Origin of the sequence: Paraburkholderia sp. MM5496-R1, assembly GCF_050436205.1 — a bacterium.
Classification (GTDB): domain Bacteria; phylum Pseudomonadota; class Gammaproteobacteria; order Burkholderiales; family Burkholderiaceae; genus Paraburkholderia; species Paraburkholderia tuberum.
Map to the genome: position 1 here is coordinate 1853646 of NZ_JBNDLT010000003.1, position 25407 is coordinate 1879052.

The following is a 25407-nucleotide window of genomic DNA, read 5'->3' on the forward strand; positions in this document are numbered from 1 at the left end:
TCAGCCCTCCGTTTCTGCCTGAATCCGGCCTCACTTCTACCGACGGATCGAGGCCCGACCCCATGATGGACGCGGTCGACAAGTTCGAACTCGCACACGGCATCTATCCGATCGCGTTCGACCGGCGCTGGCACTGTGGCGCCCATCTCGCGCCCGACGTGCATGGTCCTGTCTATGCCATCGCCGACGGCGAGGTCGTCGCATACCGGGTCTGCCAGCACGCGATGGACTCGGGCAATGGGAACGCAGGCTTCGTCCTGCTCAGGCATTCGACCGAAACGGGCGACGGACGCAAGCTGACGTTCTACTCGCTTTACATGCACCTCCTGCCGCTCGCCGAGTATCAGTCATTCGGGCACGACGGGAGACGGCTGCCCGAGTTCCTGCGCAAGCCTACTGGCCAGGTTGCCCAGGGTGCGGTGGAACCAGCGATGCGTGGCGGCAACAATACGGTACGGCGCAAGGACGTCATCGGATTTCTCGGGCGTTACGACGGCGTAACCTACACGCACTTCGAGATCTTCATGACGCCGTGCGATTTCGATGCGTATTTCGGTCATACGCAACTCGGTAACGCCGCGCCGGACGCGCCGACGAGTTCGGACTGCTGGGGCCATACCTGGTATACGATCCCTGCGGGGCAGCAGTTCTACGCGCTCCCTCCGGGAACTGACGCACACAACACGTTGCACGGTATCAAGTTCGAGACGCGGCAGACGGGGACGAATACGCCGCCGCTCGTCGTCGAGACGTACTTCAGCAAGGGAGCGAAATACACCAACGTCTGGAGCGTTGAGGCGGACGGTTCGCGCACGCTGCTGACGGAGCAGCCGGTGTGCGAGGCCGATTACGAATACGATCTTTATCGCCGCGCGACCGCGCTCTACGGCACCTGTCCGAGCGACGGCTACGAGATGCTGCGCTTTGGGCGCATCCTCTCGACGCCCGCGACCCTCTCCGGGGCGGCCTGTGCGACGTGGGTGCAAGTGACCTACGCTGCGGGAAAGCAAGGCTATATCAATATCAACAACGCGGCGATCAAGAAGCTGTCCGACGCGGATTTCCCGTCGCTCATGGGCTGGCAAAAGCTCAGTGACGGTAATATGCCCTTCAGCAGCGACGGCTTGTGCGATATCGACGCGCTCAAGAAACTGGTCAAGGATGCTGCGGCCAGCGAACAGCCAACGGTCTCGGCGGAAACGACAGAAGTGCAGAAGGCGGACGCGCTTTCAGGCTACGTCAAGGGTCACGATGGTGTTCGCCAGGCGCTGCGCGGATTCATTTGCAACGCCCCCAGTGAATGGGATAGCACGAACAATCAGACGCGCTACGCGAAGCTGCTCGACAAGGGCGGTTTCTATCACGGCAACGAGCAGGGCTACAACAAGTTCCTCAATTACCTCAAGGAAATCCAGTTCTGGGATACGACCGGCTTGCCCGCCGGGCAAAAGCTCTGGTTCTTCCATCCACTAGCGTTTGTCCGGCATTTCAGGAAGTGTGGGTGGCTGACCCGAGACGAGGTGGCCGCTACGTTTCCTCGCTATCCGTTCTATACGCAAAGTGGTAGTCCTCGGAGAGCCATCACTACGGATAACGATACTTTTAGGGTGACGGCGGCAATTGCGCGCCAGCGTATCCAGAATCACGTAGTTTCACTAAATAGCTGTTTTAGAAAGTATCTTGGGAGTAACCCGAAGCGTATCGCTATGTTTTTAGCTCAAGTCCTTTTGGAGACTGCTCAGTGGCGTAATCTTGGTGGCACAAGGCGCCTTATGCACGAATGGGGGTTTGGCCAATATTCAGCGGCCAATCCCGCAACCGAATTCTACGGTCCATTTTATGGTCATGGGATTATGCAGCTTACATGGGCCGGCAATTTTGAGGCATACGGAAATTATCGGTCTATCCCTAGCAATAATAGCGGCTCTTATATTGAGAGATTGGCGGGTGTAGCTCATCGCATTACGACAACGTCGCGTCACTATTCATCAAATCCGAGTGATGGTGGGCAATTGATGCTTTGGTTCCCCCGTTATGATCCAGATATTATTGCGGAGAATCCTGAGTACGCCTGCGATCTGGCGGATTTTATTGGGTTTCGAAAGCCTTCTCCCAAGGATCAAGCATTAGCAGGATCGCTGATAAGGATTATTCGGCATCGGATGTCGGCTTTATAAATCGCCTAGTCAACGGAGGAGGTAACGGATATTACGAAAGACAAGCATATTCGGCGTATATGCTAAGAATATTGGGCGATGGGACAGACGTGTCCGAAGCAATTTCAATTGCCCCTCCTCACCCGAAAAATGCAATCGTAGCATCCATGCTTAGGCCGGAGTAGTTAATGAAGATGATTGGATTTTTTATTTTAACTTTGTCGCTTATTTCGCTCTCGGTAAGCGCGGCTGAAGATGCGCATATTTTTTCGCCTGCCAATGGGGCCAAGGCAGTAATTACAACCGAAGGGGATGCCTTGACCTGGCAAGTAAATTATGGCGGCAAAAATAATCGAGAACGGGTAGATGTTGATACCAAAAAGCCTATATATGTAGATGTTAATGACTATGATTTTAGTGGTCACCTTGGATTTGCGGTGTGGCATGTAGACGATGGGATGGGAACGTATTCAGTTTACAGGGTTTTTACGTTTTCTCCATCGACGAAGAAATTTGTGGAGCGAAGTCCAGCGCCGCTGTGTGGGGATGAGTTTGTCAATCTGAAGGTTGACAAAAAAGGGCACCGCCTTTTTAGTACATTTTGGGATCAAAATATCCCCAAGGTATGCGCCACTCGTTTGTCGCCTCTCAAGTAGAAATCATCCACTCGCAAAATTGGTAACGTGAATATGAAATCGCCCATCCGTAAAGGCGACAAACTCGAACACGGCGGCTAAGTCGCGGGCGGCTCGCCCTGGACCAACTTCATGGGCCGCCCGCTCGCCCGAAAGGGTGACACGGCTATCTGCAACCAGCACGGCCCGACCGTCATAGACGAAGGTTACGCGCGGTTTCCCGACCGCGATGGCAAGGAGGTCGCCTTCCATCATTATCGCTGCGCGTGCGGTTGCCGGCTGATCTCGTCGCTTCAGAACGTCAATATCGAGTAATGCCGGTCGACCTTTCTTTAGCGGGACGCCCTAGCGCCTACCCGCGCCGCCCCCGGTTCTGGCCGTGGTGGTTCTGCATCTGGCTCGCTTGCAACGTATTCGGCGGTGCCATTGCCATGCTGCTCTGGCCGAAGGGACAACCCGCGAGCGGAGCATGGTTCTGGTTCTGCTTCGTCGGTGGTCCTAACGGTACGTTCCTGATCCTGTTGGCTATCGAGCGCGCCGGCTACGAGGGTCTCTGGTACCGGGCGCACTGGCGCAACCATCATCGTAGCCGGTGGCTGACGGCGCGACTACGCACGGCGCAGAAGCCGCTTCAGGTGCTCGGCGTCGGGTGCTGTTTACCGCTTGGCGAACAGACGCTTGCGGATGCGATTGCCGCCGGGAAACGCCTGCCCGCTGCGCAGATACCGCGTACCGGTTCGGAACGCGTCTTTCACGCCCGCTTCGAGGACGCGAACTGGATGCTTGACGAGCCCGCTACGGTCAGTCCTGAGTTAGGTGAAGAAAGCATTGAGACGGAACAGACGACGAAGCAGGTTTCGCTGCTGACGCTCAAGATTGCCCAAGCGCTTGAGCCACTGAAGCCGGGTCTGCTCGCCCTGACAAGCTATGAGCGGGTCTGGTGGCCGCAGGTCCGCGTGCTGGCCGCGCCGGGCAGGGAGCAGGCCGACGTCGCGCGGGTGATCGAGGCGCTACACATCGCGGGCCTGCCGCCACTCGCGGTCCAGTCGGTACCAGCTTCGGACGGGTTGATCGTCGCTGATGCGTGGCTCGACGCGAAGGAGACGCGCCCGCTGCTAGTCGTGACGACCGCATGGCATGAGGCTGGTCCGCCCGAGGGCAGCGCAGAGGGATGCATCGCCGTGCTCCTGACGGCGGGATACTTCCGGCGACCGGAAACGGTCAAGGTCGCCGCGCTACTGCACCGGCCCGTCGCCGGGCTCGCAGACGAAGTCGAATACGGTTTCGCGAATGCTGCGGTATGGGGCAAGGCTGACTTTGCCGCAATCGTACGCGCGTGGATAACCCGTCCTGTAGACGGATGCGACAAGGCGCTGCGCGAGGCCCACATGGATGCCATTGCGAAAGACGGAGCGCAGCGGCGGCCCGACCGTATCGTCGGCGACCTTGGCGACGGCAACGGCTGGCTCTCCATTGCAGCGGCCATCGAATCGGGCGCGGCAGACGGCCCGCAACTCATCATCGACGGCGTACAGTCCGCGCTCCTGTACGTAACTCCTGCAACAACAGATATCAACCGGAATACTGATGACAGACCCCAGGCTTACCCTGCGCTCGCTTGAGCCCACAACCACGACGGAGGTATCCGCGCCATCGGGCCGTCTGGCGATCTGGGGGCTACCCGTCGCAGCCCTGGTCGTCGCCCTGCTTGCGATCGGCATCGTATCGCTGCGCGGCGACATAGTTGGAGTAACCACAGCCGAGTCGCGGCTCAAAGCGATTATCGCCATTCTCGTAACTTTCGCGGTCGTCGTCGTCGCTCACCTCGTCCTGTTCGCAACCGGCGCTTACGCCTTTGCGGGACGCCTCTTTCACCGGGAAACCGGCGATCACACGAAGGCAGCCAAGCCGTTCAGGCGCGATGCGCGGCTGCAGCGCGTGTACGAGGAACTGCGCGTCTCGCACGGCTGGTTCTGGCGGCACCGCCTGCGCTGGCTGCTGGTGAACGGTACGGATGAACGCGTCGATCAGGTCGCGCCCGGTCTCAGGCAGGCGGGCGTCATGCACGTGGCCGAAACCATTCTCGTGCATGCGTCGCCGGACGGCATCGAGGCGGCGAAGTGGCTGGGCCAGGTCCGTCGGCTGCGCCGCCGCTACCCGGTCGATGGCGTCGTGCACGTCGCGCGCGCGGACGACAGGGATACCGAACTGCCCCGCAAACTCTCGGGCATCGCTACCGCGCTCGGCTGGGCCGCGCCCGTTTCGTTCCTGCACCCGGTTGAGGCGAAGGGTAGCCCGTCCGAACGCTTCGACGCGGTCGGCACCCTCATGCCGAACGATTCGCGCAGGCAGGCACAGGAAGCCGCCGCCAGGTTGCCGGATCTGCTGCACGAGGTCGAGCAGCGGTCTGCGGACGCGGGCGTACACCTTTGCACCCGGAATAACCTCCGGGTGACCTGGCTGATGGAAATCTCGAAGTATGTCGGCGACCATGGTGAGCGCATCGTCGATGGCCTGCGGGGGCTGGCTGCGTCGCACTGGCTGCGCGCGTCGCTCGCGGGCGTCATGTTCGCGCCGGTTTTTCCGGGGGCGACCGTCGTACCTGTACCGGTTACCAACGGCGACGGGACGCCTGGCGAGCCTGTCGACGCGCCGCCAGCAGTAACGGACATGCGCGCACAGCCCGCCGCGTTGCTGCCGGTATGGCGCGAGATCGCGGGCGGATCGTCTAACTACCGGGGGCGGCGCGTCGGCTTCTACTGGCGTAACGCGCTCGCGATGCTCGTCATAGCCGCGGCGATTGTCTGGTGCGTGTGGATGACGGTCTCCTTCGTCGGCAACCAGCAGCTAGCACGCGAAGCAAATCAGACAGCGCAAACCGCTGTTGAGACGAAGCCGCAAACCGCTGACTCCTGGCGCGCCCAGCTCGCGCTCCAGCAACTGATGGAACGGCTCGAATACCGCCAGCAGCACGGCGCGCCGTGGTACCTGCGCGCGGGTCTTTCGCGCAACGACGACATCCTTGCGGCGCTCTGGCAGTCGTACCGGATCGCCGCGACGCATAACCTGCAGGAGCCCGTGGTGCGAACGATCACGGACCTGCTAAAGGCCGCAGGCGAGGCCCGCGCCGACGCACTGCAATCGCAGGACACGCGCGGCAGCACCTACAACGCGCTCAAAACCTACCTGATGCTTGGGGACCCTGCCCGCGCCGACGCCGCATTTCTGCGCCGCTCGCTTGTCGCGTTGTGGCGACGCCCGGTGGACATGGCCGAGGGCGAGCGCGACGACACGGGCCGCCGACTCGCTGCGTTTTACGCCGATCACCTGAAGGCCCACCCCGAATGGCGCATCGCACCCGACCCGAGCCTCGTGAGCGCGACGCGCAACGTGCTGGTGACGCAGATGGGCCTCGCATCGGCCGACGACACGATGTACCGGAGCATCCTCGACGAGGTCAGAGGCAAGTACGCGGACGCATCACTCCAGACGTTGCTCAACGGTGCGGACGCACAGGGCCTTTTCAATACGTCCCAGACGGTAGGCATCTACACGCGGGCCGCATGGGACGGCATGATTGCGGACGCGATCGACAGGGCGGCACGCGAGCGACGCGTCAGCGGCGACTGGGTGCTGACCGGCGCGCAGCCATCGCAGACCATCGGCAATACGCTCGCACAGGGTGCGGTCCACACCGATGCCGCGATCGACGAAAAGCGCGCGGCGGAGCAACTGAAGCAGCGCCTCACCGCGCGCTATTTCGCGGAATACACAGCGGCCTGGCAGACCATGCTCAACAGCCTCCAGTGGCAGCCGGCATCCAATCTGAACGGCGCGATCGACCAGCTCACCCGTCTCGCCGACGCGCAGACCTCGCCGCTGATCGCGCTGATGAAGTCAGTGCAGTATCAGGCGCAGGCGGGACGGCCGTCGCAGGCGCTGACCGACACGCTGGTGCGTAAGGCGCAAAGTCTGATCGGCAACGACGACGACGTGCAGAGACCGACCGTCAGTCCGCTGGACAAATCATTCGGTCCGCTGCTCGCGCTGATGGGTGAGACCGGTGTTGCGGCGACGAACGGCGCAAACAGCAAGGCGGGCGCGTCGGCGAATGTTGCGCTCAGCGGCGTCAGCCTGTCGCGCTATCTGACGGCGGTCACCACGATGCGACTGAAGCTGCAGCAGATCGCAGGCAGTCCCGACGCACAGGCGATGGCGCGCTCGCTCGCGCAGGCGGTCTTCCAGGGCAAGCTCTCGGAGCTGTCGCAGGCGCGCGATGACGCGGCGCTGACAGCCGCAAGTCTCGGCTCCGCATGGGCAGGCTTTGGCAACGCGGCGTTTGCGCAGCCGCTCGAAGCCGCGTGGCAGACGATCCTGCAACCGGCGGCGGCCAGCCTGAACGAGGCGTGGCGCGCGAGCGTCGCCGCACCGTTCAATGCCACGATGAACGGACGCTATCCGTTTTTCGACACGCAGGCTGATGCGTCTTTCGCCGAACTCGGGCGCTTCGTCCGTCCCGACACTGGCCTGGTCGCCCGTTTCATCTCGACGCAACTCGCGGGCGTACTCAAGCTCGAAGGCGATCACTGGACACCGAACGAACTGGCACCACAGGCACTCCAGTTCGATCCGAAGTTCCTTGCAGGCCTGCGCCAGCTCTCGACGGTCGGCGCGCAACTCTACATAAAGGGCGATGCCAACGAGCGCTTCGAGATGATGGCCTTGCCGACGCCGAACGTGACGCGCTCGGAACTGTCGGTCGACGGCAAGCAGATCGTCTACTTTAACCAGCAGGAAAGCTGGACGCCGCTGGCCTGGCCCGGCGACGGGCTGAACGGGCATGCGGGTCTGACGTGGCAGACACTCAACGCGGGCCTGAGGCAGGCGTTCGATTCGACGGGCGACTGGGCATTCCTGCGCCTGCTCGCAAAAGCCGATGTGAAGCAGCTCGACAGTACCCGCTACCAGCTCACGTGGAACGACGCAAATGGCGACCCGTTGCGCTACGTGCTGCGCACCCAGGTCGGAGCCGGTCCGCTCGAACTGCTGAAGCTGCGCGGCTTCCAGATGCCCGAAAGGATTTTTGTTGTCGGCAAGGCTGGTGCCGCACCGATGCTTCCTCCCCTGCCACCGGAATTGCAACCATGACCGCACCCTGGAAGAAAAACCCGACTGAGCACGAGAATCCGTTCCTCAGGTACTACGACGAAGAGATGCGCTACCTGCGCGAGGCAGGCCGCGAGTTGGCGCAGGCGCAGCCTGACGCCGCGCGTCGCATGGGGATGCTCTACGGCGAACCTGAGGGGGCTGTGCGCGCGGTGAACGAAGCCTTTGCATTTCTCTCGGCGCGGCTACGCATGAAGCTCGACGACGGGATGCCCGAGGTGACCGACGCGCTGCTCGATAACCTCTATGAGCACGCGGCGCGCGCTATTCCGTCGCTGTCGATCATCGAATGCACGCCGCTGAACCGAACGGGCGCAACTGCGGTGCCGATCCCCGCCGGAGCCGTCGTACGCTCAACGCCCGTCGGTCCCGATAAGGTTCAGTGCGTGTACCGGACGACGCAGCCCGTCGAGCTGTTACCGCTCTCGGTAGAGGATGCCGTCGTCGCCGTACATGCCGACGGGCGTACGGTGATCCTCCTGACGTTTGGTCTCTGGCTCGGGGAGCAGCGCGAGCGCATGGACCTGTCGCGTATCCGCCTGTACCTGCATGGCGACCGGCCCGCTGCGGCTACGCTATACGCGGCGCTGACGCGGCAGGTCGCGTCAATCGGGCTGCGTCTGCCGTCAGTACGGGACGGCGCCTTGCAGCCGCTGGACGGGGTGCATTTCGAGGCGGCAGGCTTCGGCCCGTCGACGCGGCTATGGCCAGTCACCGACGCGAAGCGCGACGGGCAACTGGACCGCGAGCAGACGATGCTGGAGTATTTTGTGTTCCCGCAAAAGTTTCACTTCGTCGACCTGTGCGGGTTCGATGCTGCGGCGCTGCCGGCGGGTGAAGCGCAGATGACCTTCGAGATTGAACTCGATGCCCGGATGCCTGGCGACTATCCCGTCAGCCGCGAGAATTTCCGCCTGTTCTGCACGCCTGTCATCAATCTGTTCGAGGTCGATGCGTTGCCGTTGGAACCTGTCGGCTGGCACGACAGGGAGCACTGCATCCGCGTACAGCCTGGCATCGCCTCTCATGTCGAGCCGTACGATGTACTCGCGGTGATCGCCGCCAACCCGGAGGACAGCGCACGGCACGACTACCGGGCGTTTACGAGTTTCCGGCATCGTGGCTGGGCGTTGCGTCACGAAAAGCCTGAGCGCTACTTCCATACGTCGACGCGTTTCGGTCCGCTTGGGCGGGAACTCTGGGTCACGCTGGCGGGGCAGCTATGGGCCGGAACGTACCGGCACGCAGAGAACGACGAGGACCGTCCCGATCCGGACCGCTACCTGACGGTACGCGCGCTCGCCAATAACGGGCGTCTCCCGCGCATGGCGCTGGCCGAGGCGACGATCACTGAAACCGTATCGGACTTCACCGGGATTGCATCGGTGCGCAACCTCACGGCACCGTCCATGCCGCTCTATCCGCCGCGCTATTACCCGGGCTACGACTGGCGCGTATTGGGGCACTTTACGGCGGGTGGCGCGAACGAACTGAACCGGATCCATATGGAGGGCGCACCGGCGCTGCGTGAGACGCTGGAACTCTACGACTGGACGCCAGACGACGGGGTCTCGCGTCGTATCGACGCGATCAGGGAGGTACGTTTCTCCGAGAAGCAGAAGGTGGAGCGGGCATACGTACAACGTATTGCGTGCGCATATGTCGAACTCGATCCGACCGCGTTCGACGGGCCGGGCGATGCTGCGCTATTCGGCGAAGTGCTCAATCACTTTCTGGGGCGCTACGCGAGCCTTCATGTTTCCATGCAACTGGTACTGAGCATCGACGGCCAGGAGACGGTCTACCCGCGCACCGATTTCGAAGGAGCGCCTTTCTGATGAAAACCCGGATCAGACGATGCGTGACCGGTGTGGTCTTCGCGCTTGCGGTCAGCGGGTGCGGGACCTGGCAGTCGGTGAAGGACGGCACCGTGGATGTCACACGCGCGGTGTTCGAGACGAAAGTCAAACAGATGAACCTCGTGGTGACGGCACGCGGCGCACTGAACGAGGATGTGCGTGGCGCGTCGCTTCCGGTTGTGCTGCGCATCTACCAGTTGAAGGACGACAAGCCTTTCGTCACAGCGACCTACGCGCAACTGCTCGCGGGCAACGAGGCGCTGAAGGCTGCGACGCTCTGGAGCCGGGACGTGACGCTGGGACCGGGGCAGACATTGAAGATCTCGGAGCCGATCGGCGACGCAGTGAACTACGTGGGCGTGGCGGCGTTCTTCCTCGATACGGCCAACACCGAATGGTCCGTGCTCGTGCCGAAATCACAGTGGAAGAAGACCGATCCAGTGAGGCTGCTGGCAGTGGACCGCACACTGCAAATTGACGCGGAGCATCGATGAGGCTTCTGTACAGCCGGATGGTGGCCGTTAGCCGAGTGCATTGACGTTGTATTGCGCTTCGCTCAGCCAGATGGACCCTGTCTCGGCGACAGCAAACGCCGGGCGCACGATCCCGACATCCACGTCATTGAGCGCACGGGGATCGTCAACCAACGCGATGTCACGCGTGCCCGTGAACTCGGGCGTCGCTGAACAGAACACCGTGGCATCGCGGAAACGCGAGCGGACAAATTGCTCGAGGCTGGTGTCCTCCGGCAGTAGGCACCAGACGCCGCCAAGCCGGTCGAGCGATTTGCGGAAGCTCTTCACCTCCGGTGGCAATGCGCTATCGAACATCGGCACCTCCGGCAAGCGGCGCGGCACGGGTGAGACCTCGCGCAAACGGGACAAAATCATATTGCGGCTGCTCATTTACTGCTCCTCTTGAGATACCAATCGCGAAATGTTTCTTTGGGCGCTTCAGGCACCTCACGGTGGCTGCCCCACGCATTAAGCGGGTTGTAGAGCACGGCGCGCGGCAACACGGAAACGGCCGTCCCGGCTGTCTTGACGGCCGCCCGGTACAGCGCCGGGTGCGACAGCACCTGGCCGGCCACCTTCATGGCCTCCTGCTTGACGAACGGAAGCTCGTGCTGCTCGGCGACGATCTGCCGCCACTTGTAGATCTGCTCGTGTATGTTGATCCTGACGGGGCACACGCTCGTGCAGCTGCCGTTCATCGTCGAGGCAAAGGGCAACCGGCTGTACTTCTTCAGGTTGAAAGTCGGGTTGATGATCGCGCCGATCGGACCCGAATAGACACCGCCATAGCTCAGGCCGCTGCTGCGCCGGTAGACAGGGCATGTATTCATGCACGCTCCGCAGCGGATGCACTTGAGCGAATACCAGAAGTCGTCCATGCCGAGCCGTTCTGAACGGCCGTTGTCGACCAGCACGAAATGCATTTCGCTATCCTTGCGTGGACCGCGAAAGTGCGACGTGTACTGGGTGATCGGCGAGCCGATGGCGTTGCGCGAGAGCATGCGGATAAAGACGCCGAGATGTTCGAGCTTCGGAATCAGCTTCTCGATGCCGATCGACGCTATATGCAGCGGCGGCACGTTCGCGCTCAGGTCCGCGGTGCCCTCGTTGATACAGACGGTAATGCCGCCCGTTTCCGCAACCGCGAAGTTGCAGCCGGTCATGCCCGCGTCGGCGTTGAGGATAAGCGGACGCGTGGCTTTTCTCTGCGCTTCGGCAAGCTTAGGGATGTTGCTCTCGTTCGGGTCGGTGCCAATCTTCTCCGAGAAGATCTTCGCTACGTCCGTGGCGAGCTTGTGCACGGCGGGGACCACGATATGCGAGGGAAGCTCGTCATCGAACTGCTGGATTTGTTCACCCAGATCCGTTTCCACGACGGTGATGCCGCGCTCCTCAAGGTACGGGCGCATCTCGCACTCTTCGGTCAGCATCGACTTGCTCTTGACGAGCAGCCTCGCGTGACGCTGACTCAGGATCTCGTAGACGATGCGGTTGTGCTCTTCGGCATCTTTGGCCCAGTGCACAGTCACGCCGTTGGCCGTCGCATTACGCTCGAACTGCTCCAGATAGTCCGCGAGGTGCGTGAGCGTATGCTCCTTGATCCCCGAGGCGAGCGAGCGCAACTCCTCCCACTCGGCGATGCCATACACCTCTGCGTCGCGTCCGGTGCGCAGCTCCCACAGGCGTTTGTCGTGGAACTAGATGTGCTTTTCGTCAGCGATGAACTTCTCCGAAAAGCCGACATGGTCAACACGTTTCATGCTTGTGCTCCATTGAGAATCTGCGCGATATGGATGAACTTCAGGCCCAGCTCGAGACGGTCCGAGCAACCTTTCTGGTGCATGAGGCACGACGAATCGGCCGACACGATTCACTCGGCGCCATTGCGCTTGTGATCGCGGACCGTGTCGGCGCCCATGCGCGCCGACACCGGCTCCTCCGACACGCAGAACGTGCCGCCGAACCCGCAGCACTCGTCGAGACGGTCAGGCTGGATGAACTCGATGCCCCTGACACCCCTGAGCAGGGTCAATGGCTTCGAGAAAAACGGCTCATCGATCTCTGACATCTTCGCGGTGCGCAGCGAACGCAGCGTGCCGCAACTGTTGTGCAGGCCGACCTTGTGCGGAAATTCGGCCCACGGGAACTCTCGTACCTGCAGCACGTCGTGCAGGAACTCCACCAGTTCGTAGGTGTTGGACCGCACTGCCAGCGTATCGGGCGTCTGGTCTGCCGCGCTCAAATGGTCACGCACGTGGTGCACGCAACTGCCGCTGGGCGCGACGATGTAGTCGTAGCCGGTGAAGTTGCGCACGAAGAGGTTTTCGGTGGCGACGGCTTCCTTCTCGCAGCCGCTGTTGCCCATCGGCTGCCCGCAGCACGTCTGATCCAGTGGATAGTCGACGTCGCAGCCGAGGCGTTCCAGCAACTGCAGTGTCGCAATTCCCACATCAGGAAAGAACGCGTCAATGAAACAGGGAATGAAGAGTGCGACTTTCATTGTCAGTCCTTGAATGAATTGAGTGGGGCGGCTCAGTGATAGGCCTGGTCTTGGGAGACCTTGCCCCGGAACACCGAATACGCGATACACGTGTAGAGCACGATGAGCGGCAGCACGAAAAGCCCTGCGCCCCAGAACATGAACGTCTGGCTCGCCGGCGGCGCAGCGGCATCAGACAATGTGACTTGAAAAGGAATGATGTAGGGCACCCCGAGATCGAAGCCGTCAAGTAAGACCTAGGCGACAAGCGCGAAGATGAATGCTAGTAACCGGAGCCATTCAAGCATGATTGTTCCCCTAGTTACCAATGCGAATCGGCACGGTCGCCAAGCGTTGCGGTAGGCGACTGTCGCTGCTTGGGAAACGGCTTCGCAGAACTGATAATCTGAAAAATCGCGTTTCCATTCCAGAAGCCAATCACCTCACCTGTCGTCACACCGCTCGTCACGATCCGAAGGACGTGGTAAATGCCGAAGCAGAAGATAAACCCGTAGACCGCAACATAAAGCGCCAGCGTCGCAGCTGCGAAGTGCGCGGAGAAGGCCGGGCGTCAATGCGTTCGCGGTACGCAAAACGCCCCATACGGCCCTTGGCTGCCGGCCAACCTCAGCAGTAAACCAGCCTGCCAGGATCGCAATGAAGCCAAGCGGGAAGCTCCAGGCTACCGGCCAAAGAAGCCATCGCTGCTTCTGCAGCCTGCGACCTAGCGCCGCGGCGGTACCGATCCATGGTGGGTGGAGGACTGCTTGAACAGATGAACAGCAGTTTCCGTCGCAACGTGGCAAAGACAGGTGACCTGACATGCTGCACGACGATCTTCGAACCATGTGCAGCTAGTGAGATCAGACAGGCGGAGAGAAACAGATAAGCGGTTACTGGATGCAGACTCGACACAGGTCGACCGTTCTCCGGTAAACGTTGCGGTTAAGCCAAGGGACAAACGTATATTCGTCATATGCGTTTGAGCCGATGTAGATCCAGTGGTGTAAGGAGTTGGCCATGTCAGTCACCTTGGCATGAAGTCGGGCGAAAAGTGTTGTCTACGCTTGGGATGCGCGGTGACAGCACGGATAGTGGGCACGCGTGATTACCGGTGCGGTGGCGGCGGCCATGGCTTCTCTCTGCGGACACAAAGGCGCAGATGAGAAAGAGCGCTTTTGTTGCGCAGCCGATGAAAGACACGGCCGGTTGGAGCAGCGAGTCGTTGAACTGGAGGGCAATCGTCGGTGCGACCGCCAGTATGCTCATCGCGCGGAGAAAGCAGAAAAAGGGACGTGCGATTCGTGCTTCGAGTACGACCGCGAGCCCGGACACGGTCACGATCAACCGTGTGCCTATCGTCGTGGCGAGCGCGGTGTCGCCGTCTGTCATTGCGAAGTCCAGAGCTGTCTCGATCAGTGCCCACCAGCAGACGACGAGCGCTGCAATGATGACCGCGCGCCCGGTCGGCTGACTGCAGCCGCTCGCGTGCGGTTCCGCCTGCGGAAAAAAGCGATGACCTGTACGTTTGCTGAGCATGGTTCAACCTTCGCGCGGGCATGCTGAGACGAGAAAGCGCGTTCGACAGCAATTTGCGAATTGCTGTCGACGCGTGAACAGCTTGCGAGGCATTGCTTCCGACAGACGGGACGGCGGACCTGTCATAACTTCGAAGTAGTCACTCTTCGAGCCGCACCGCCTATGGTTGCCAAGATAGGACGAAGATTGGTATCGAATCCATTCTCCGAATGTTTCGACTTCTGCCAACCGTTGTTTGCCGCAGCTATACGCCGGTATCGCTCGCGCTACCGGCGGGCCCAATGAGAGATGCCGCAGGTGCAGGGTTCTTTCCCAGTCGCTACAGACGTGGGGTGGCGTCATACGGCCCGATGGCATGTCCACGACATGACTGCTTGTTGGTCAGCAACGGTGGCGTTTCGGGATTGAGGACGACGCGGCCCGCCCGGCATAGGGCGGCTACAACCTCGAACGGACATGGGCAGCGTTTCGAGCGATGGCGCGCACCACAAGCCGCAATGTCGTGCCGAGCTTCTGGCTATGCATTCCGGAAGGGATAGCGGAACATACGCCGGTATATTGGACAGGTCGATGCTTGCCCTCACGAAGTCCATCCAGACAGCAGCTGCCGACTCCCGTCTTTGGGACGGTCTGGATCATCGACGACGATGAATCGTCGCGCCTCGCAAGCGAAACCCTTGTGCAGTCGATTGGCTATTCCGGGATGTCGGGCCTGGAGTTGCTCGATCGTCTTGTCGTGCTGGGCGCGGCGCCGCCGACAATCTTTGTGAGCGCGTTCCCCAGCGACGGTTGCATTTGCGGGGGGAAGGCGAGCCCGGCTGTCGCGCTCCTCGACAAACCGGTGAACGCGATAGCCTTGAAGCGCGAGCTCGCCAATATCCGGATCTGAATGGTGACGCGCAAGGCCGGAGCTGTGTCGAACTCTTCTGTCACGGTCTCCAGATAGCGCTCAGGGGCGCGGATGTCCCTGCTGGGGGCCGATGTCGAGTGCGGCGGCCTTGAACACGAGGTCCGCGAGTGAGTGCGCGCCCATCTTCTTCATCAACTGACCGCGATGGATCTTGACGGTGATTTCGCTTACGTTGAGCTGGACGGCAATCTGCTTGTTCAGCATTCCGCTGACGACTAGCGCCAGGATCTCGCGCTCGCGCGGCGTGAGCGACTTATAGGCCTCGCGTAGAACATTCAGGCGGAGTTCCTTTTCGAGGCGCTGCGCGTCTTTCGATATTGCCTCGGAGATCGCGTCGAGCATGTCCTGGTCGCGGAAAGGCTTCGGGAAAAAATGGAACGCGCCGGCTTTCATTGCACGCACCGACATTTCCATGTCCCCGTGACCGGTCATAAAAAGCACCGGCATATGTAATGCCTCGCGCGCCATCGCCTGCTGGAAGGCCAGCCCGCTCTCGCCTTTCAGCCTGACATCAAGGATGAGACAGCTAGGACCGCCGGGTTTGCGAAAATCCAGGAATTCGCGGACGGAACCGAACGGCTCGACGCGATACCCCACTGATTCCAGCAAGTCACGCAACGCCAGACGCATGGACTCTTCGTCGTCCACAACGAAAACTGTGGAGCCGGGGATTCCGCTCGTGGACGGCGGCGCATGCCTATCGGTAGCCATAACAAATTCCTTGAAGAGCGCGCCCGAAGGTTCAGACACTTCGCTTGCCCGATCGGGACGCGTCGCGGCCGATCCAGGCAATGAGACGCCAAGAAGTATGACACGGCATAGCCCCAGGTATGAGGTCAATATCCAAACGCAGCTTTGCGGCCGCTTGCGGGGATCCGTATGCTGGAATCGACGTCTGGAAGAGTCGCACGAGCGGTTGAGCATAAAAACCGGACTGGCTTGCAACATATGGAGAGAAATATGTCGTTCGCATCGCAAGAGTGCTTCAGACCATATCTCTATGCCCGCGGCCAGGCGCGGCCCGCACGGCCCGCACGGCCCGCACGGCCCGACCTGGCGCGCGCAATGGCGCGCAGCAGACGATGCAGAACAACGTTCGCGCCCGGCCGATGCATGCTTGGCATCACGAAGGCCGCGGCCAGCCGCTGTTACCGACTGACGAGACGCGGACTGTGAATGGTGGATAAGTCGCCAGCATGCCCGTCGCGGGAGGAGAACGGCGCGCTGCCCTTCGCCGCGTCCCAAAGTCCAGAAGCAATGCTAACCCGATCGCTTTCGCAAGGAGTTTCCACATGCTGGCAAACGAAAACGTGATGGATCCGTGGGCGCAGACCATCTGTCTGCTGGGGAGACCTTCGCGCCTGTTGGCCGCTGTGGAAGGGGCCGAGCAGCGCCGTCAGAAGGCGCACTGTGCCGATGGATGCTTTACCGCCGCAGTGACGCTGATCGACCGTCCGACGTCGTCGACGGCCACGATTGCCTGGCGCGATGCGACGCGCGGCTGTTTCGGCGACCAGGCCTGGCGCATGGCGCGCGCCCGCATGCCGGGCTTCTGCGCGATGAGCGGGCAAGCGATCAATCCCGGCGACGCCGTCTACAAGCCGACCTCACGCCCAACGCCCATCAATGCGGAAGCGATGATCCTGGCCTGCGTGGTGCACGACGCAGCGACTCTCTGAACCGCGCACATCGTTTTTTGCCGCAGCGAACGATGCCTGCTGCAATTTTGGCCGCGCGGCGTGGATAGCGTGTCCGCGGCCTGCGTACGATGGATTCGGCAGTAGAAGTGTTTGGGGGAAACCCTTGACCGCGTGGGGGTCAAGCCATATGCGCGGGAGCAGCCCCAGAAGATTCATGTCGTTCGACTGGCAGGGTCAACCGGAATACCGCTCCGCGAGGCTGGTTTTGCTCAGCGTCGATGCGTCCGCCGTGGGCCTCCGCAATCGACCTGCAGATTGCAAGGCCCATGGCCATTCCCTCCGCTTTCGTCGTATAAAACGACTCGAACAGGTGTGGGAGGTCTGCTTCGTTTATTCCGACTCCCGTATCGCGAACCTGCATGAAGGCATAGCCGTGCCCGTCGACTCCGGTCGTAACCGTCAGTACGCGGTGGTTGTCGACGACGCCATGCATTGCCTCGATGGCATTCACGATCATGTTGATCAGCACCTGCTGCACCTGAACGCGGTCGCCGCTGATCGAGAGCGAGCTTTGCTTGAGTTCGCGCCGTAACTGAATGCCGTTGCGTGCGACGTCGGAGCGGGTTAGTGCAATCACTTCGTCCACCGCCTCGTTCACGTCCCAACGCTCAGCACGCGTCGGCGCCTTTTTGACAAGCGAACGCACACGAGCGATAACCTCGACTGCGTGGTTGCCATCATCGACGATGCGGGCGATCGCCTGAGCAGCCTTTCGCATCGCCGGCGGGTCGTGATCGAGCCAGTTCAGCGCCGCCGTCGCGCTCGTCATCATCGCCGCGATCGGCTGCTTCATCTTGTGCGCGATCGACGCCGTCAACTCGCCCAGGACGAGCACCCGATTCATACGAACCAGGTCGGATCGCGCCTGCTCCAGCGCGTCCTCGAGCCGTACGCGCTCGGTGATGTCATTGTTGGTCTCGAGGACCATGGAAGCGCGCCCGGCCGCATCCCGCTGCAAGGTGAGACGGCAAGTCACAATGCGCGGGGCGCCGTCGGCGCGACGCCTGGCGAACTGGCCTTCCCAGCTATCGTGTTGATGAAGCCGGTCAACGATCTGCTCGAGCGGTACGACGAATTGCGTGTTGAGCAATGTGTGCACGACCTTGCCTATGGCCGCTGCCCGGTCGAAGCCGTACAGTGCTTCGGCGCCACGGTTCCAGTAGAGGACCTTCCCGCTCATGTCCGACGTAAAGAAAGCATCGCGCGTCAGTTCGAGCAGGCTGGCCTGATATCGGTGCCGCTGTTCTGTGCGAAGGCTGCGGATAGTGAGAACGGTCACCAGTGCAATCGTGAGATTGCTGATCACCTCATTTACGATGCCCTCCAGGATGGGGCCGGCAGGGCGGGTGAGCCCCCAGCTGATCACCGCGAGCGCGATGCAGCCTGCGCCCACCAGCATGACCGTGCGCGTCGATCCGAATCTCGCCGACAGCAGCACAACAAGCACATACAACGTGGCGACGGCGATGTCGAGAACCGTGACGGTATCGGCGAAGAAGATCAGCAACGCCAGTATCGACATCGCGATCATCGCCCGTCCGTTAGGGAAACGAAGGACATTCATTTTCGTCTGGTCTCTGATGGACGCGCGAAGCACCGACGGACGTAAAGCCGCGTTGGTTCAGCGCTCAATCGACGGTTCAGGAGGGCGCACGAATGAATCTGTTTTGTCGCGACAGAATAGATCGCGCGGCATGTGACCGGACAGGTCACGGTCGCTCGCTCCGTGTTTCCGCGGATCGCTTTGCGCCGCAAAGACAACGGTCGCCGACAGCGCGGAGAATATCGCATATGCCGGTAATGGCAGCTTGTAACGAGGCGCATAATTAATCCGTCGGCAGTAGTCTGGTCATCCACAGTGGCCAAAAGACCGCGATATGGTGCCCGTCGCGATGGCTGCACCTGTTGGCGACTTGTGCACCGCGGTAGGTCGTTAGCTACCAGGCTGAGGACCGCACTCGCTTTCCGATTCATTGCAACCGGACAATCAGGAAATCCATGCTTCCTGGCGGTGACTATTTTTGATGTCCCGCAAAACGTCGATGACGGTCTGGCGCGGTGGGAGTTCGCCGCGCTCGGAGCGGTCCGGAAGCCCATTCACTGTGACAGGAGATTTTGCGCTCGTGCGTCCAATCTTGAATACAAGTGCACCTACGAGTGCCGGTTCGATGCCTGTCGATGCGAAATGTGTGAAGCGCTCGCCCGAATCGGCACGACTGCGCGCCGTGAAGCGCTGGGCGGCGAATGGCTTGGGCAGATGCCGCTTATGGGGTGCCCGTCGCAGTCAAGGACAACATCGACGCCGCCGGGCTCAGGACTACGGCCGCCTGCGAGCCGTTCTCTTACACGCCGCACGAAACCGCTTTCGCAGTCAGCTACCTGCTGGACGCGGGAGGCCGCCGCCCGACGGCTCGAACTGATGGCCTGCGCGTGAACCGAAGCGTAGCCACGCACAGCACAGGTATTGCGTGCCAGCTCGCGGCTTACGCTCGAAGCCGAGCGGCGGAGCGTTCGGGCCATGACCCGAACGCTCAACCCCTGCTGTTTCATGCTGGCAATAGTGAGACGTTCTTCAGGCTGCAACTGCTGATATGTTCGCGAATTCATGTGCGCACCTTAGCAGATCCAAGGTGTTGCACTTCACAATTGAGGCCGCCGAGTGAAAAAGGCTAGCTCGCAGTCGGACAGCGTCATGCCGGACAACCACAATTCGGGTCAAAAGTCGGATTGACTCGCCGCATGGACAAACGGCTGCAAACGCCGATTATGCAAAGTTGTCGATTATGGAAAGTAGTTGGTCGGAAGCCAGGTGGAGAGCTGGTGGGCAGCGGCTAGCATGAATTCCGGCCTTTGCATAATCACAGCGCCTTCAGGAAGCTGAGGCACCCACGCGCTCAGCCGGCAACGAAAAGCGGAAGATGGCACCGCGCGGATCGTTTGGAGCGGCTTCCAGCCGTCCTGCGTGCGACTCCACAATCGAACGGCAGATCGTTAATCCCATGTCCTTGATGATCCTTGCGATGTTCTCGCACGTCCTTTCCACATTGGGCTCATCCCGCTGGAGCCACCCCAAGCAGGAACTGGCAGAGGTGACTATCACGGCAATGGGCTGTTTTAGCTCGTGAGACAGGGAGGCGGGCAGCTCTCCCAACATACTGACCCGGTTCATATGCACGAGATCAGCTTCTAGCCGGCAACGGTGGATCAGGCAGCTCCATGAACGCAACGGCTATCACAAAACGCTGATCGCCATTGCCAACAAGCATGCCCGCATGCTGTGGGTGATGGTCGCGAAGGACTTCGTTGTCTCCATAGCTGCGCCGTTTGCTTCCGGCGGGAGCGGTTGTCGGGCGGCGCTTGCGCCCGCTAGAAAGCGCCGCTTTTTCACGGCGCACACCCATTTCAGTCGATGGCACCGCGTGAACGAACGTCTGCACCCGTCGTGACACCGGACGGGCATGGCGACACGGCCAGGGTGAACTGAAACACGGCGCCGCGGGGCTCGTTCGAGCTCGCCGACAGACGTCCTCCGTGCGCTTCTATAATCGAACGACAAATCGAGAGCCCCATCCCCATGCCGCCAGCCTTCGTCGTGTAAAACGGCTCAAAGAGATGCTCCACGTTGTCGACCGCGAACCCGGGTCCCGAATCGCGCACGGAAACGAGGACGTGGCCCGAATTGTCGTTGGCGGTGCTGATGATCATTTCCCGCCGGCCGTCCTCAACGACGCTCATCGCCTCCACGGCGTTGATGATGAGGTTCAGCATGACCTGTTGGAGTTCGACGCGATCGCCTTCAACGGGCGGCAAGTCCTCCGCAAGCTGCATCCGCGTGGATACGCCGCTTTTCGCAACCTCACTGGACGTGAGGGCAATGACCTCATGGATCACCTCGTTCATCTGCAGGCTTTGCTTGAACGGCGGGACGTTCCGGACGAGACCGTGAACCCGGTTCGTGACCTCGCTGGCGCGCTTCGCGTCCTTGATGATTCGATCGAACGCTTGCCGGGCTTGCTCGAGAACCGGCGGATTGGCACCTAACCAAAGCAGCCCGGCCTGAGCATTGGCGACGGTCGCCGCGACCGGCTGCTTGATTTCATGGCTGATCGAGGCCGCGAGGTGCTCCATCGTCGTCACGCGATTCGCGTGCGCCAGCGCCGTCTGAACTTCGCGGTAGCGCCGCTCGCTCTCCCGTAGCTCGGCTTCCGCGCGCTTTTGCTCCGTGATGTCGCGTGAGATGCCGAGCAGGAACTGCGGCTCGCCGCGCGCATCGAAGATCGGGATCTTCATCGTGTGTACAAGGCGCGGCCCATGACGCGTTAGAACCCGTTCCTCCGGCACCTCGACCATCCGCCGCGACTCCAGCACGGCACGATCCTTCAGCGCAAAGAAATCGGCCTCCTGAACCGGAAACAGGTCATGGACGGATTTGCCGATGAGTTCCTCGCGCCGGTAGCCGAGCAGTTGCTCTCCTGCCTTGTTAAAGCGCACGAACTGCAGGGTCACTGCATCCTTGACGAAGACTACATCCGGGATGTTTTCGATGATGCTGTCCAGGAAATGTTCGCTCGCTTGCGCTGCCTCTTCGGCGCGCTGTCGTTCGGCGATCTCGGCCGTCCGGCCCGCAAGCGCCGTGGTGAGTTCGGCCGTGCGCTGCGTGACACGTGCCTCGAGTTCGGCGTTGAGTTCCTTCAGCGCATCCTCGGCCTGCCTGCGCTGGCGCCGGTCTTCGAGGAACTGCTCGACGGCGCGCGCCATATCGGCAATCTCGTCGCCGCCGTGAACGGGGACGCCGGCTTGCACGCTGTCGACGTCACCGTGCCGCAGGAAGTGGCTGACTCGGCGCAGCCGTGCCACGACGTGGCGACCGAGGAATGCGCGGGCGATCAGCCAGGCAAGCAGCAGGCTCACCGCAACTTCGCCGATGACCCACCTGCGCGTGCGGTCCGAGTCTTCGGCCAAAGACTGGACCGCTTTGCGGTAGGCGCGCGTGAAATAATCCGACTGCTGGCGCGCCGCGGCCGCCAAGGCGTCGGCCTGGCGGCGCAGATCGTCGTCCAGGCTGGCCAATGACGCGCCGGGCCGCGACGAGGACGCCGGCGCGGCTGCGGCGCGCAGCGCGGTTTCGCGCACCTGCGCCTCGATGTTGACTGTGTTGCGGAAGCGCTGGCTGGACCGATGCAGCGCCAGCGCATCGACGGTGACGGCGTCACTCGCCGCGGATGCCAGACGGTCTACCAGGCGGTCAAAGGATGCCAGCTGTTCGATGACATGCCGATGCGTCTCGCGCACAGCGTCCACCGTATCGTCACTGGACAACTGCAATGCCAGGCGTTCGATCATCAGCGTGCGCTGCGCCAGGTCCTGTGCATCTTCCTGGCGCGCCAACCGCTCTTCGGCCAACTGGCGGATCGCGTGGGCCGAACCGGCCAACGAGTAAATGGTCGTGACACCGACCGCGACCACCAGGGCGGCCAGGCACGAAGCGACGAGCGCAAACTGAGCGGTGAGCGACTGGGGGCGCGGTAGTTTCATGGGCGTTGCCAGACGCGGCGATAAATATCGCGGTAGCCGTTGGCGGGGTCGTAAATCAGACGATCACCACCGTCCGCGGCGATGTTGTCCGCCGTCACGAGATGCACCGGAAACACGTAACCCGTGACGTCTCCGCCGGCAAAGAGCCGGTTCATCTCGTCGACCAACTGCCAGCCGTGCAGATTCAGGGGTTCGGCCACGGTGCCGGTCTGGAACGTGCCCGTCCGGATACGCAGGAAGGCGGACTCGCTGCCGTCGCCAGCCGACAGCATGGCCATGGCGGCGTTCGGCATTCCGGCCTGGGTCAGCACCGGGGCGGCGTAGTCGAAGTAGATGTCGTTGACGGCCAGCGCATATGTCCAGCGCTTGCCATATCGCGCGAGCAAGGCGCGTGTCGCGCCCGGCATCAGTTCCTGGCTGCGCGAGATCGGCACGTCGCGCACATCGAGCAAGGTGCAGCCGCTGCACGCGCGCACGACGGCAGCCATTTCATCCGCCTTGCCTTGCGCAATTCGGAAATTGGAATCGGTGAAGATGATGACTCCCGCATGCCCGCCGGACTGCACGATGGCCGCCAGCGCGGTCACGCGCGCGACCTCGAGCGGATCCGTCGTCACGTTCATCGCCACGGGCGTGCCAGGCACCGGTCCGGCTCGGGCCGCGACATGCCAGCCGACGATCGGAATGCTCCGCTCGGCAAACGGCCGTAGCCCTGGCAGCAGGGCGCGTGCGTCGCCACCGACGATGATCAGGCCGTCTGGACCACTTGCCAGCGCATTCGCAAGCATCTTCAGCCGCAGGTCCGGCGTGCCGCCGGAGTCGAATATCTTTACGCTCCAGCCGATGACCTTGGCCGCCTCCAGCACACCGTCGACTACGCCGACGATGCCGCCGTTGCGCAAATCCTCGGCGACGATGGCGACGCGTTTCCCGGGTTGCGCGCGCGGCCCGTTGCGCGGCCCGTTCCAGGGTGCAGCGGGTTGCGCCGCCGCATCGACCACACGCTTCGCTTCGGCCAGGTGGTTACTCGCGGCGGCGACAATCGCGGTGACCGAGGCGGAAGAGGCGGTGGACACGGGGGGAGTCAACAAACCCTGCGCCGCGATAACCGACGGCATGCATACGCATGCCAGAATCAACGCCCTCATGCTGCTCCCTAACGGTCCGCCCGGGGTCGATCGACCCAATTGAAGACGTACCCAAATGCCGCTCGGAGTGCCATCCAAACAAGATACAGCCCAGGCCGCCGCGAGTCATCGTCGCGCTGGGGCAGCGGACTTGCGGGTCGCCGCAAGGAGCCCCCGCGGTGGCGTATCACCACTTGTGCAGTGCATTGGCGACCGCGGACCATCTGCCGATGCCGGGATAGCCGAGTCGCTGGCGCTGTCCGGCGCAAAGGCCGCCAATCATGTAGACAAGTCTGCCACACGTGACGCATCGATGATGCTTATCGCAGGCCGGCGATGAAGGGGGATAACCCTGGGCGGTTTCAAGGGTGAAGCGCAACGGGGTTAATGAAACGCAGGCGGAGGCAGTGAAGCGGCTTCGAGCATGCGTGCGAAGACCTCCAGAGGCGAGTAAACACTCCTGCGCAAACTGAACAAGACGAGCACTCGGACCTCAGAAAGGCCGCTTGACGTCGAGTGCTACCGGTGAAATGAGGGAAGTCGGATAGAAATGTATCGACTACTATTGGATGCAAACTCTGCAAAGGTCGACGGTTCTCCGGTAGACGTTCCGCTTAAGCCATGGGACATAGGTGTATTCGTCGTAAGCGTTTGCGCCGACGTAGATCCAGTTATGCAAACAGTGGGACATGAAAGTCACCTCAAAATGAAGGTTGGGGAAAAAGCGTTGTCGGCGCGTCAGTCGCGTGGCGGCAGTACGGCTACTTCAAAAACGTGACTATGGTTGCGCTTGTCACGACCATTCCTGCCAGACGAGGAGAACGCGCAAGCGAGAAACAATGTTTTCGTTACGCAGTCGATGAACGAGACGGCTGGTACCAGGAGCGAGTCTGTGAGCTCAAGCGGGATGGCCGGACCAACTGCAAGCACGCTCATCGCGCACAGAAAACAGAAAACGGGCCGCGCGAAGGGGACGTCGCCTACGACCGCGAGTCCAGACACCACCACGATCAGTCTTGTGCCTACTGTCGCGCCGAGTGCCGCGTCGCTGTCGGTCAATGCGAAGTCCAAAGTTATCTTGATCAATTCCCACCAGCAGACAGCAAGCGCCGAAATGGTGACTGCGAGCCCGGCCGGTCGGCCGATGCTGTTGCCGTTGGACGCCTTTGTTTCCGCCCGCGGAAAACAGCGATGACCTGTGCGTTTGCTAAACATGCTTAACCTTTGACGGGCATGCCGAGACGAAAACGTGTGTCTCCAACACGTAACGCATCTGAGCCTGTCGACGCACAGAACGACTTGCAGGTCAACGCTCACCGATAGGCGGGGGCGGGACCTGTCGTGCCTTTAAAGGGAGTCGACTTGTCAGCAGCACCGCCTATGATTGCCAAGATAGACGGCCGGGTAGTATCGAATCCATTCTGCGAGCGTTTGGACTTTCGCCCACCGTTGTTTGTCGAGCTCATACGTCGGTATGGCTCGGCTTACCGTCGGTCTGAAAGATCCGAAGCGTAGGTTTTTGCGTTTGAAGACAACGTCGACGCGGGCCGCCGTGGAGCAGTTCAGTCGCGATAATCGGTAATGGAACTTGCCGGCCTGCGCGTCTCGCTCTGCAGAAGACTCTAGCAACCGTAAGGAAAAGATATGGGGACAGTCAGAAGAGGTTCGGGGGCAACATTCCGAGGCAGCACCGCGGCGGTCAGATTAGCCACGAGAGGTGTACTCAAGGTTCCTTGGACGGCGCTCGTACGATGAAACCCTGGGCGAGGGCGCGCCCGGCAAGTCT

17 protein-coding genes and 4 pseudogenes are annotated in these 25407 nt (G+C 61.5%); 9 read left to right on the plus strand and 12 right to left on the minus strand.

Annotation, left to right across the window (positions count from 1 at the left end; genetic code table 11):
* Positions 1-62: 62 nt before the first annotated feature.
* The 7 genes and pseudogenes from OKW38_RS34775 (at position 63) to tssJ (ending at position 10310) form a co-directional block, all read left to right on the plus strand.
* Positions 63-2177 carry a peptidase M23 gene (locus OKW38_RS34775; RefSeq protein WP_429365156.1) on the plus strand — a complete coding sequence of 705 codons (2115 nt, stop codon included), beginning with the start codon at positions 63-65 and terminating at the stop codon, positions 2175-2177.
* Positions 2178-2344: 167 nt separating this feature from the next.
* A complete protein-coding gene (locus OKW38_RS34780) occupies positions 2345-2812 on the plus strand; it encodes a hypothetical protein (protein ID WP_429365157.1) in 468 nt (155 codons plus the stop codon).
* Positions 2813-2845: 33 nt separating this feature from the next.
* Positions 2846-3106: pseudogene (locus tag OKW38_RS34785) on the plus strand (PAAR domain-containing protein).
* Positions 3107-3222: 116 nt separating this feature from the next.
* Positions 3223-4413 (plus strand): hypothetical protein, encoded by a 1191-nt coding sequence (locus OKW38_RS34790; RefSeq protein WP_429365158.1) that lies wholly within the window; start codon positions 3223-3225, stop codon positions 4411-4413.
* A complete protein-coding gene (locus OKW38_RS34795) occupies positions 4379-7939 on the plus strand; it encodes an ImcF-related family protein (RefSeq protein ID WP_429365159.1) in 3561 nt (1186 codons plus the stop codon). The genes OKW38_RS34790 and OKW38_RS34795 overlap by 35 nt, the downstream gene beginning before the upstream one ends.
* The gene (gene tssF, locus OKW38_RS34800) at positions 7936-9795 is read left to right on the plus strand and encodes a type VI secretion system baseplate subunit TssF (protein WP_429365160.1); all 1860 of its coding nucleotides are present in this window, start codon (positions 7936-7938) and stop codon (positions 9793-9795) included. The genes OKW38_RS34795 and tssF overlap by 4 nt, the downstream gene beginning before the upstream one ends.
* Positions 9795-10310, plus strand: coding sequence for a type VI secretion system lipoprotein TssJ (tssJ, locus tag OKW38_RS34805; protein ID WP_429365161.1), 516 nt, complete (start codon positions 9795-9797; stop codon positions 10308-10310). Before tssF ends, tssJ begins: the two co-directional genes overlap by 1 nt.
* 27 nt (positions 10311-10337) lie before the next feature.
* Here tssJ and OKW38_RS34810 read toward each other — a convergent pair whose 3' ends face one another.
* The 6 genes and pseudogenes from OKW38_RS34810 to OKW38_RS34835 all read right to left on the minus strand — a co-directional run bounded on the left by OKW38_RS34810 (position 10338) and on the right by OKW38_RS34835 (position 14349).
* On the minus strand, positions 10338-10721 hold the full coding sequence (locus OKW38_RS34810; RefSeq protein WP_429365162.1) for a hypothetical protein: 384 nt from the start codon (positions 10719-10721) through the stop codon (positions 10338-10340).
* Positions 10718-12091 (minus strand): annotated as a pseudogene (locus OKW38_RS34815) (lactate utilization protein B). Before OKW38_RS34815 ends, OKW38_RS34810 begins: the two are co-directional and overlap by 4 nt.
* Positions 12088-12831 (minus strand): annotated as a pseudogene (locus tag OKW38_RS34820) ((Fe-S)-binding protein). The pseudogenes OKW38_RS34815 and OKW38_RS34820 overlap by 4 nt, the downstream one beginning before the upstream one ends.
* Positions 12832-12863: 32 nt before the next feature.
* Positions 12864-13040: a hypothetical protein gene (locus OKW38_RS34825; RefSeq protein WP_429334218.1), complete on the minus strand. Its 177-nt coding sequence runs from the start codon at positions 13038-13040 to the stop codon at positions 12864-12866.
* A gap of 213 nt (positions 13041-13253) precedes the next feature.
* Positions 13254-13658 (minus strand): cytochrome ubiquinol oxidase subunit I, encoded by a 405-nt coding sequence (locus OKW38_RS34830; RefSeq protein WP_429365163.1) that lies wholly within the window; start codon positions 13656-13658, stop codon positions 13254-13256.
* A gap of 175 nt (positions 13659-13833) precedes the next feature.
* Positions 13834-14349 carry a hypothetical protein gene (locus OKW38_RS34835; RefSeq protein WP_429334216.1) on the minus strand — a complete coding sequence of 172 codons (516 nt, stop codon included), beginning with the start codon at positions 14347-14349 and terminating at the stop codon, positions 13834-13836.
* Positions 14350-14824: 475 nt separating this feature from the next.
* On the opposite strand from OKW38_RS34835, the gene OKW38_RS34840 reads away from it, so the two are divergent.
* Positions 14825-15238 (plus strand): hypothetical protein, encoded by a 414-nt coding sequence (locus tag OKW38_RS34840; protein WP_429334215.1) that lies wholly within the window; start codon positions 14825-14827, stop codon positions 15236-15238.
* A 60-nt stretch (positions 15239-15298) separates the two neighbouring features.
* On the opposite strand, the gene OKW38_RS34845 is transcribed toward OKW38_RS34840, so the two are convergent.
* Entirely contained in the window at positions 15299-15970 is a 672-nt protein-coding gene (locus OKW38_RS34845; protein ID WP_429365164.1) for a response regulator transcription factor, read from the minus strand.
* Between the two features lie 581 nt (positions 15971-16551).
* On the opposite strand from OKW38_RS34845, the gene OKW38_RS34850 reads away from it, so the two are divergent.
* Positions 16552-16938, plus strand: a complete 387-nt coding sequence (locus tag OKW38_RS34850; RefSeq protein ID WP_429365165.1) for a DUF3331 domain-containing protein — start codon at positions 16552-16554, stop codon at positions 16936-16938.
* A 139-nt stretch (positions 16939-17077) separates the two neighbouring features.
* Here the strand turns inward: OKW38_RS34850 and OKW38_RS34855 are convergent, their stop codons facing one another.
* The 5 genes and pseudogenes from OKW38_RS34855 to OKW38_RS34875 all read right to left on the minus strand — a co-directional run bounded on the left by OKW38_RS34855 (position 17078) and on the right by OKW38_RS34875 (position 24836).
* Positions 17078-18490: a two-component system sensor histidine kinase NtrB gene (locus OKW38_RS34855; protein ID WP_429365166.1), complete on the minus strand. Its 1413-nt coding sequence runs from the start codon at positions 18488-18490 to the stop codon at positions 17078-17080.
* Between the two features lie 863 nt (positions 18491-19353).
* Positions 19354-19566: pseudogene (locus tag OKW38_RS34860) on the minus strand (helix-turn-helix domain-containing protein); the annotation flags it as partial.
* Positions 19567-20361: 795 nt separating this feature from the next.
* A complete protein-coding gene (locus OKW38_RS34865) occupies positions 20362-22494 on the minus strand; it encodes an ATP-binding protein (RefSeq protein WP_429365167.1) in 2133 nt (710 codons plus the stop codon).
* Complete coding sequence (locus tag OKW38_RS34870) at positions 22491-23642, minus strand: substrate-binding domain-containing protein (RefSeq protein WP_429334210.1); 1152 nt, start codon at positions 23640-23642, stop codon at positions 22491-22493. The genes OKW38_RS34865 and OKW38_RS34870 overlap by 4 nt, the downstream gene beginning before the upstream one ends.
* Positions 23643-24359: 717 nt before the next feature.
* On the minus strand, positions 24360-24836 hold the full coding sequence (locus tag OKW38_RS34875) for a hypothetical protein (RefSeq protein WP_429334209.1): 477 nt from the start codon (positions 24834-24836) through the stop codon (positions 24360-24362).
* Positions 24837-25407: the final 571 nt, after the last annotated feature.

Bases quoted from the DNA above. Each gene is read 5' to 3' on its own strand.
- OKW38_RS34775 (WP_429365156.1), top strand. From the start codon at position 63: ATGATGGACGCGGTCGACAAGTTCGAACTCGCACACGGCATCTATCCG.
- OKW38_RS34780 (WP_429365157.1), top strand. From the start codon at position 2,345: ATGAAGATGATTGGATTTTTTATTTTAACTTTGTCGCTTATTTCGCTC.
- OKW38_RS34790 (WP_429365158.1), top strand. From the start codon at position 3,223: ATGCTGCTCTGGCCGAAGGGACAACCCGCGAGCGGAGCATGGTTCTGG.
- OKW38_RS34795 (WP_429365159.1), top strand. From the start codon at position 4,379: ATGACAGACCCCAGGCTTACCCTGCGCTCGCTTGAGCCCACAACCACG.
- tssF (WP_429365160.1), top strand. From the start codon at position 7,936: ATGACCGCACCCTGGAAGAAAAACCCGACTGAGCACGAGAATCCGTTC.
- tssJ (WP_429365161.1), top strand. From the start codon at position 9,795: ATGAAAACCCGGATCAGACGATGCGTGACCGGTGTGGTCTTCGCGCTT.
- OKW38_RS34810 (WP_429365162.1), bottom strand. From the start codon at position 10,721: ATGAGCAGCCGCAATATGATTTTGTCCCGTTTGCGCGAGGTCTCACCC.
- OKW38_RS34830 (WP_429365163.1), bottom strand. From the start codon at position 13,658: ATGGTTCGAAGATCGTCGTGCAGCATGTCAGGTCACCTGTCTTTGCCA.
- OKW38_RS34835 (WP_429334216.1), bottom strand. From the start codon at position 14,349: ATGCTCAGCAAACGTACAGGTCATCGCTTTTTTCCGCAGGCGGAACCG.
- OKW38_RS34840 (WP_429334215.1), top strand. From the start codon at position 14,825: ATGGCGCGCACCACAAGCCGCAATGTCGTGCCGAGCTTCTGGCTATGC.
- OKW38_RS34845 (WP_429365164.1), bottom strand. From the start codon at position 15,970: ATGGCTACCGATAGGCATGCGCCGCCGTCCACGAGCGGAATCCCCGGC.
- OKW38_RS34850 (WP_429365165.1), top strand. From the start codon at position 16,552: ATGCTGGCAAACGAAAACGTGATGGATCCGTGGGCGCAGACCATCTGT.
- OKW38_RS34855 (WP_429365166.1), bottom strand. From the start codon at position 18,490: ATGATCGCGATGTCGATACTGGCGTTGCTGATCTTCTTCGCCGATACC.
- OKW38_RS34865 (WP_429365167.1), bottom strand. From the start codon at position 22,494: ATGAAACTACCGCGCCCCCAGTCGCTCACCGCTCAGTTTGCGCTCGTC.
- OKW38_RS34870 (WP_429334210.1), bottom strand. From the start codon at position 23,642: ATGAGGGCGTTGATTCTGGCATGCGTATGCATGCCGTCGGTTATCGCG.
- OKW38_RS34875 (WP_429334209.1), bottom strand. From the start codon at position 24,836: ATGTTTAGCAAACGCACAGGTCATCGCTGTTTTCCGCGGGCGGAAACA.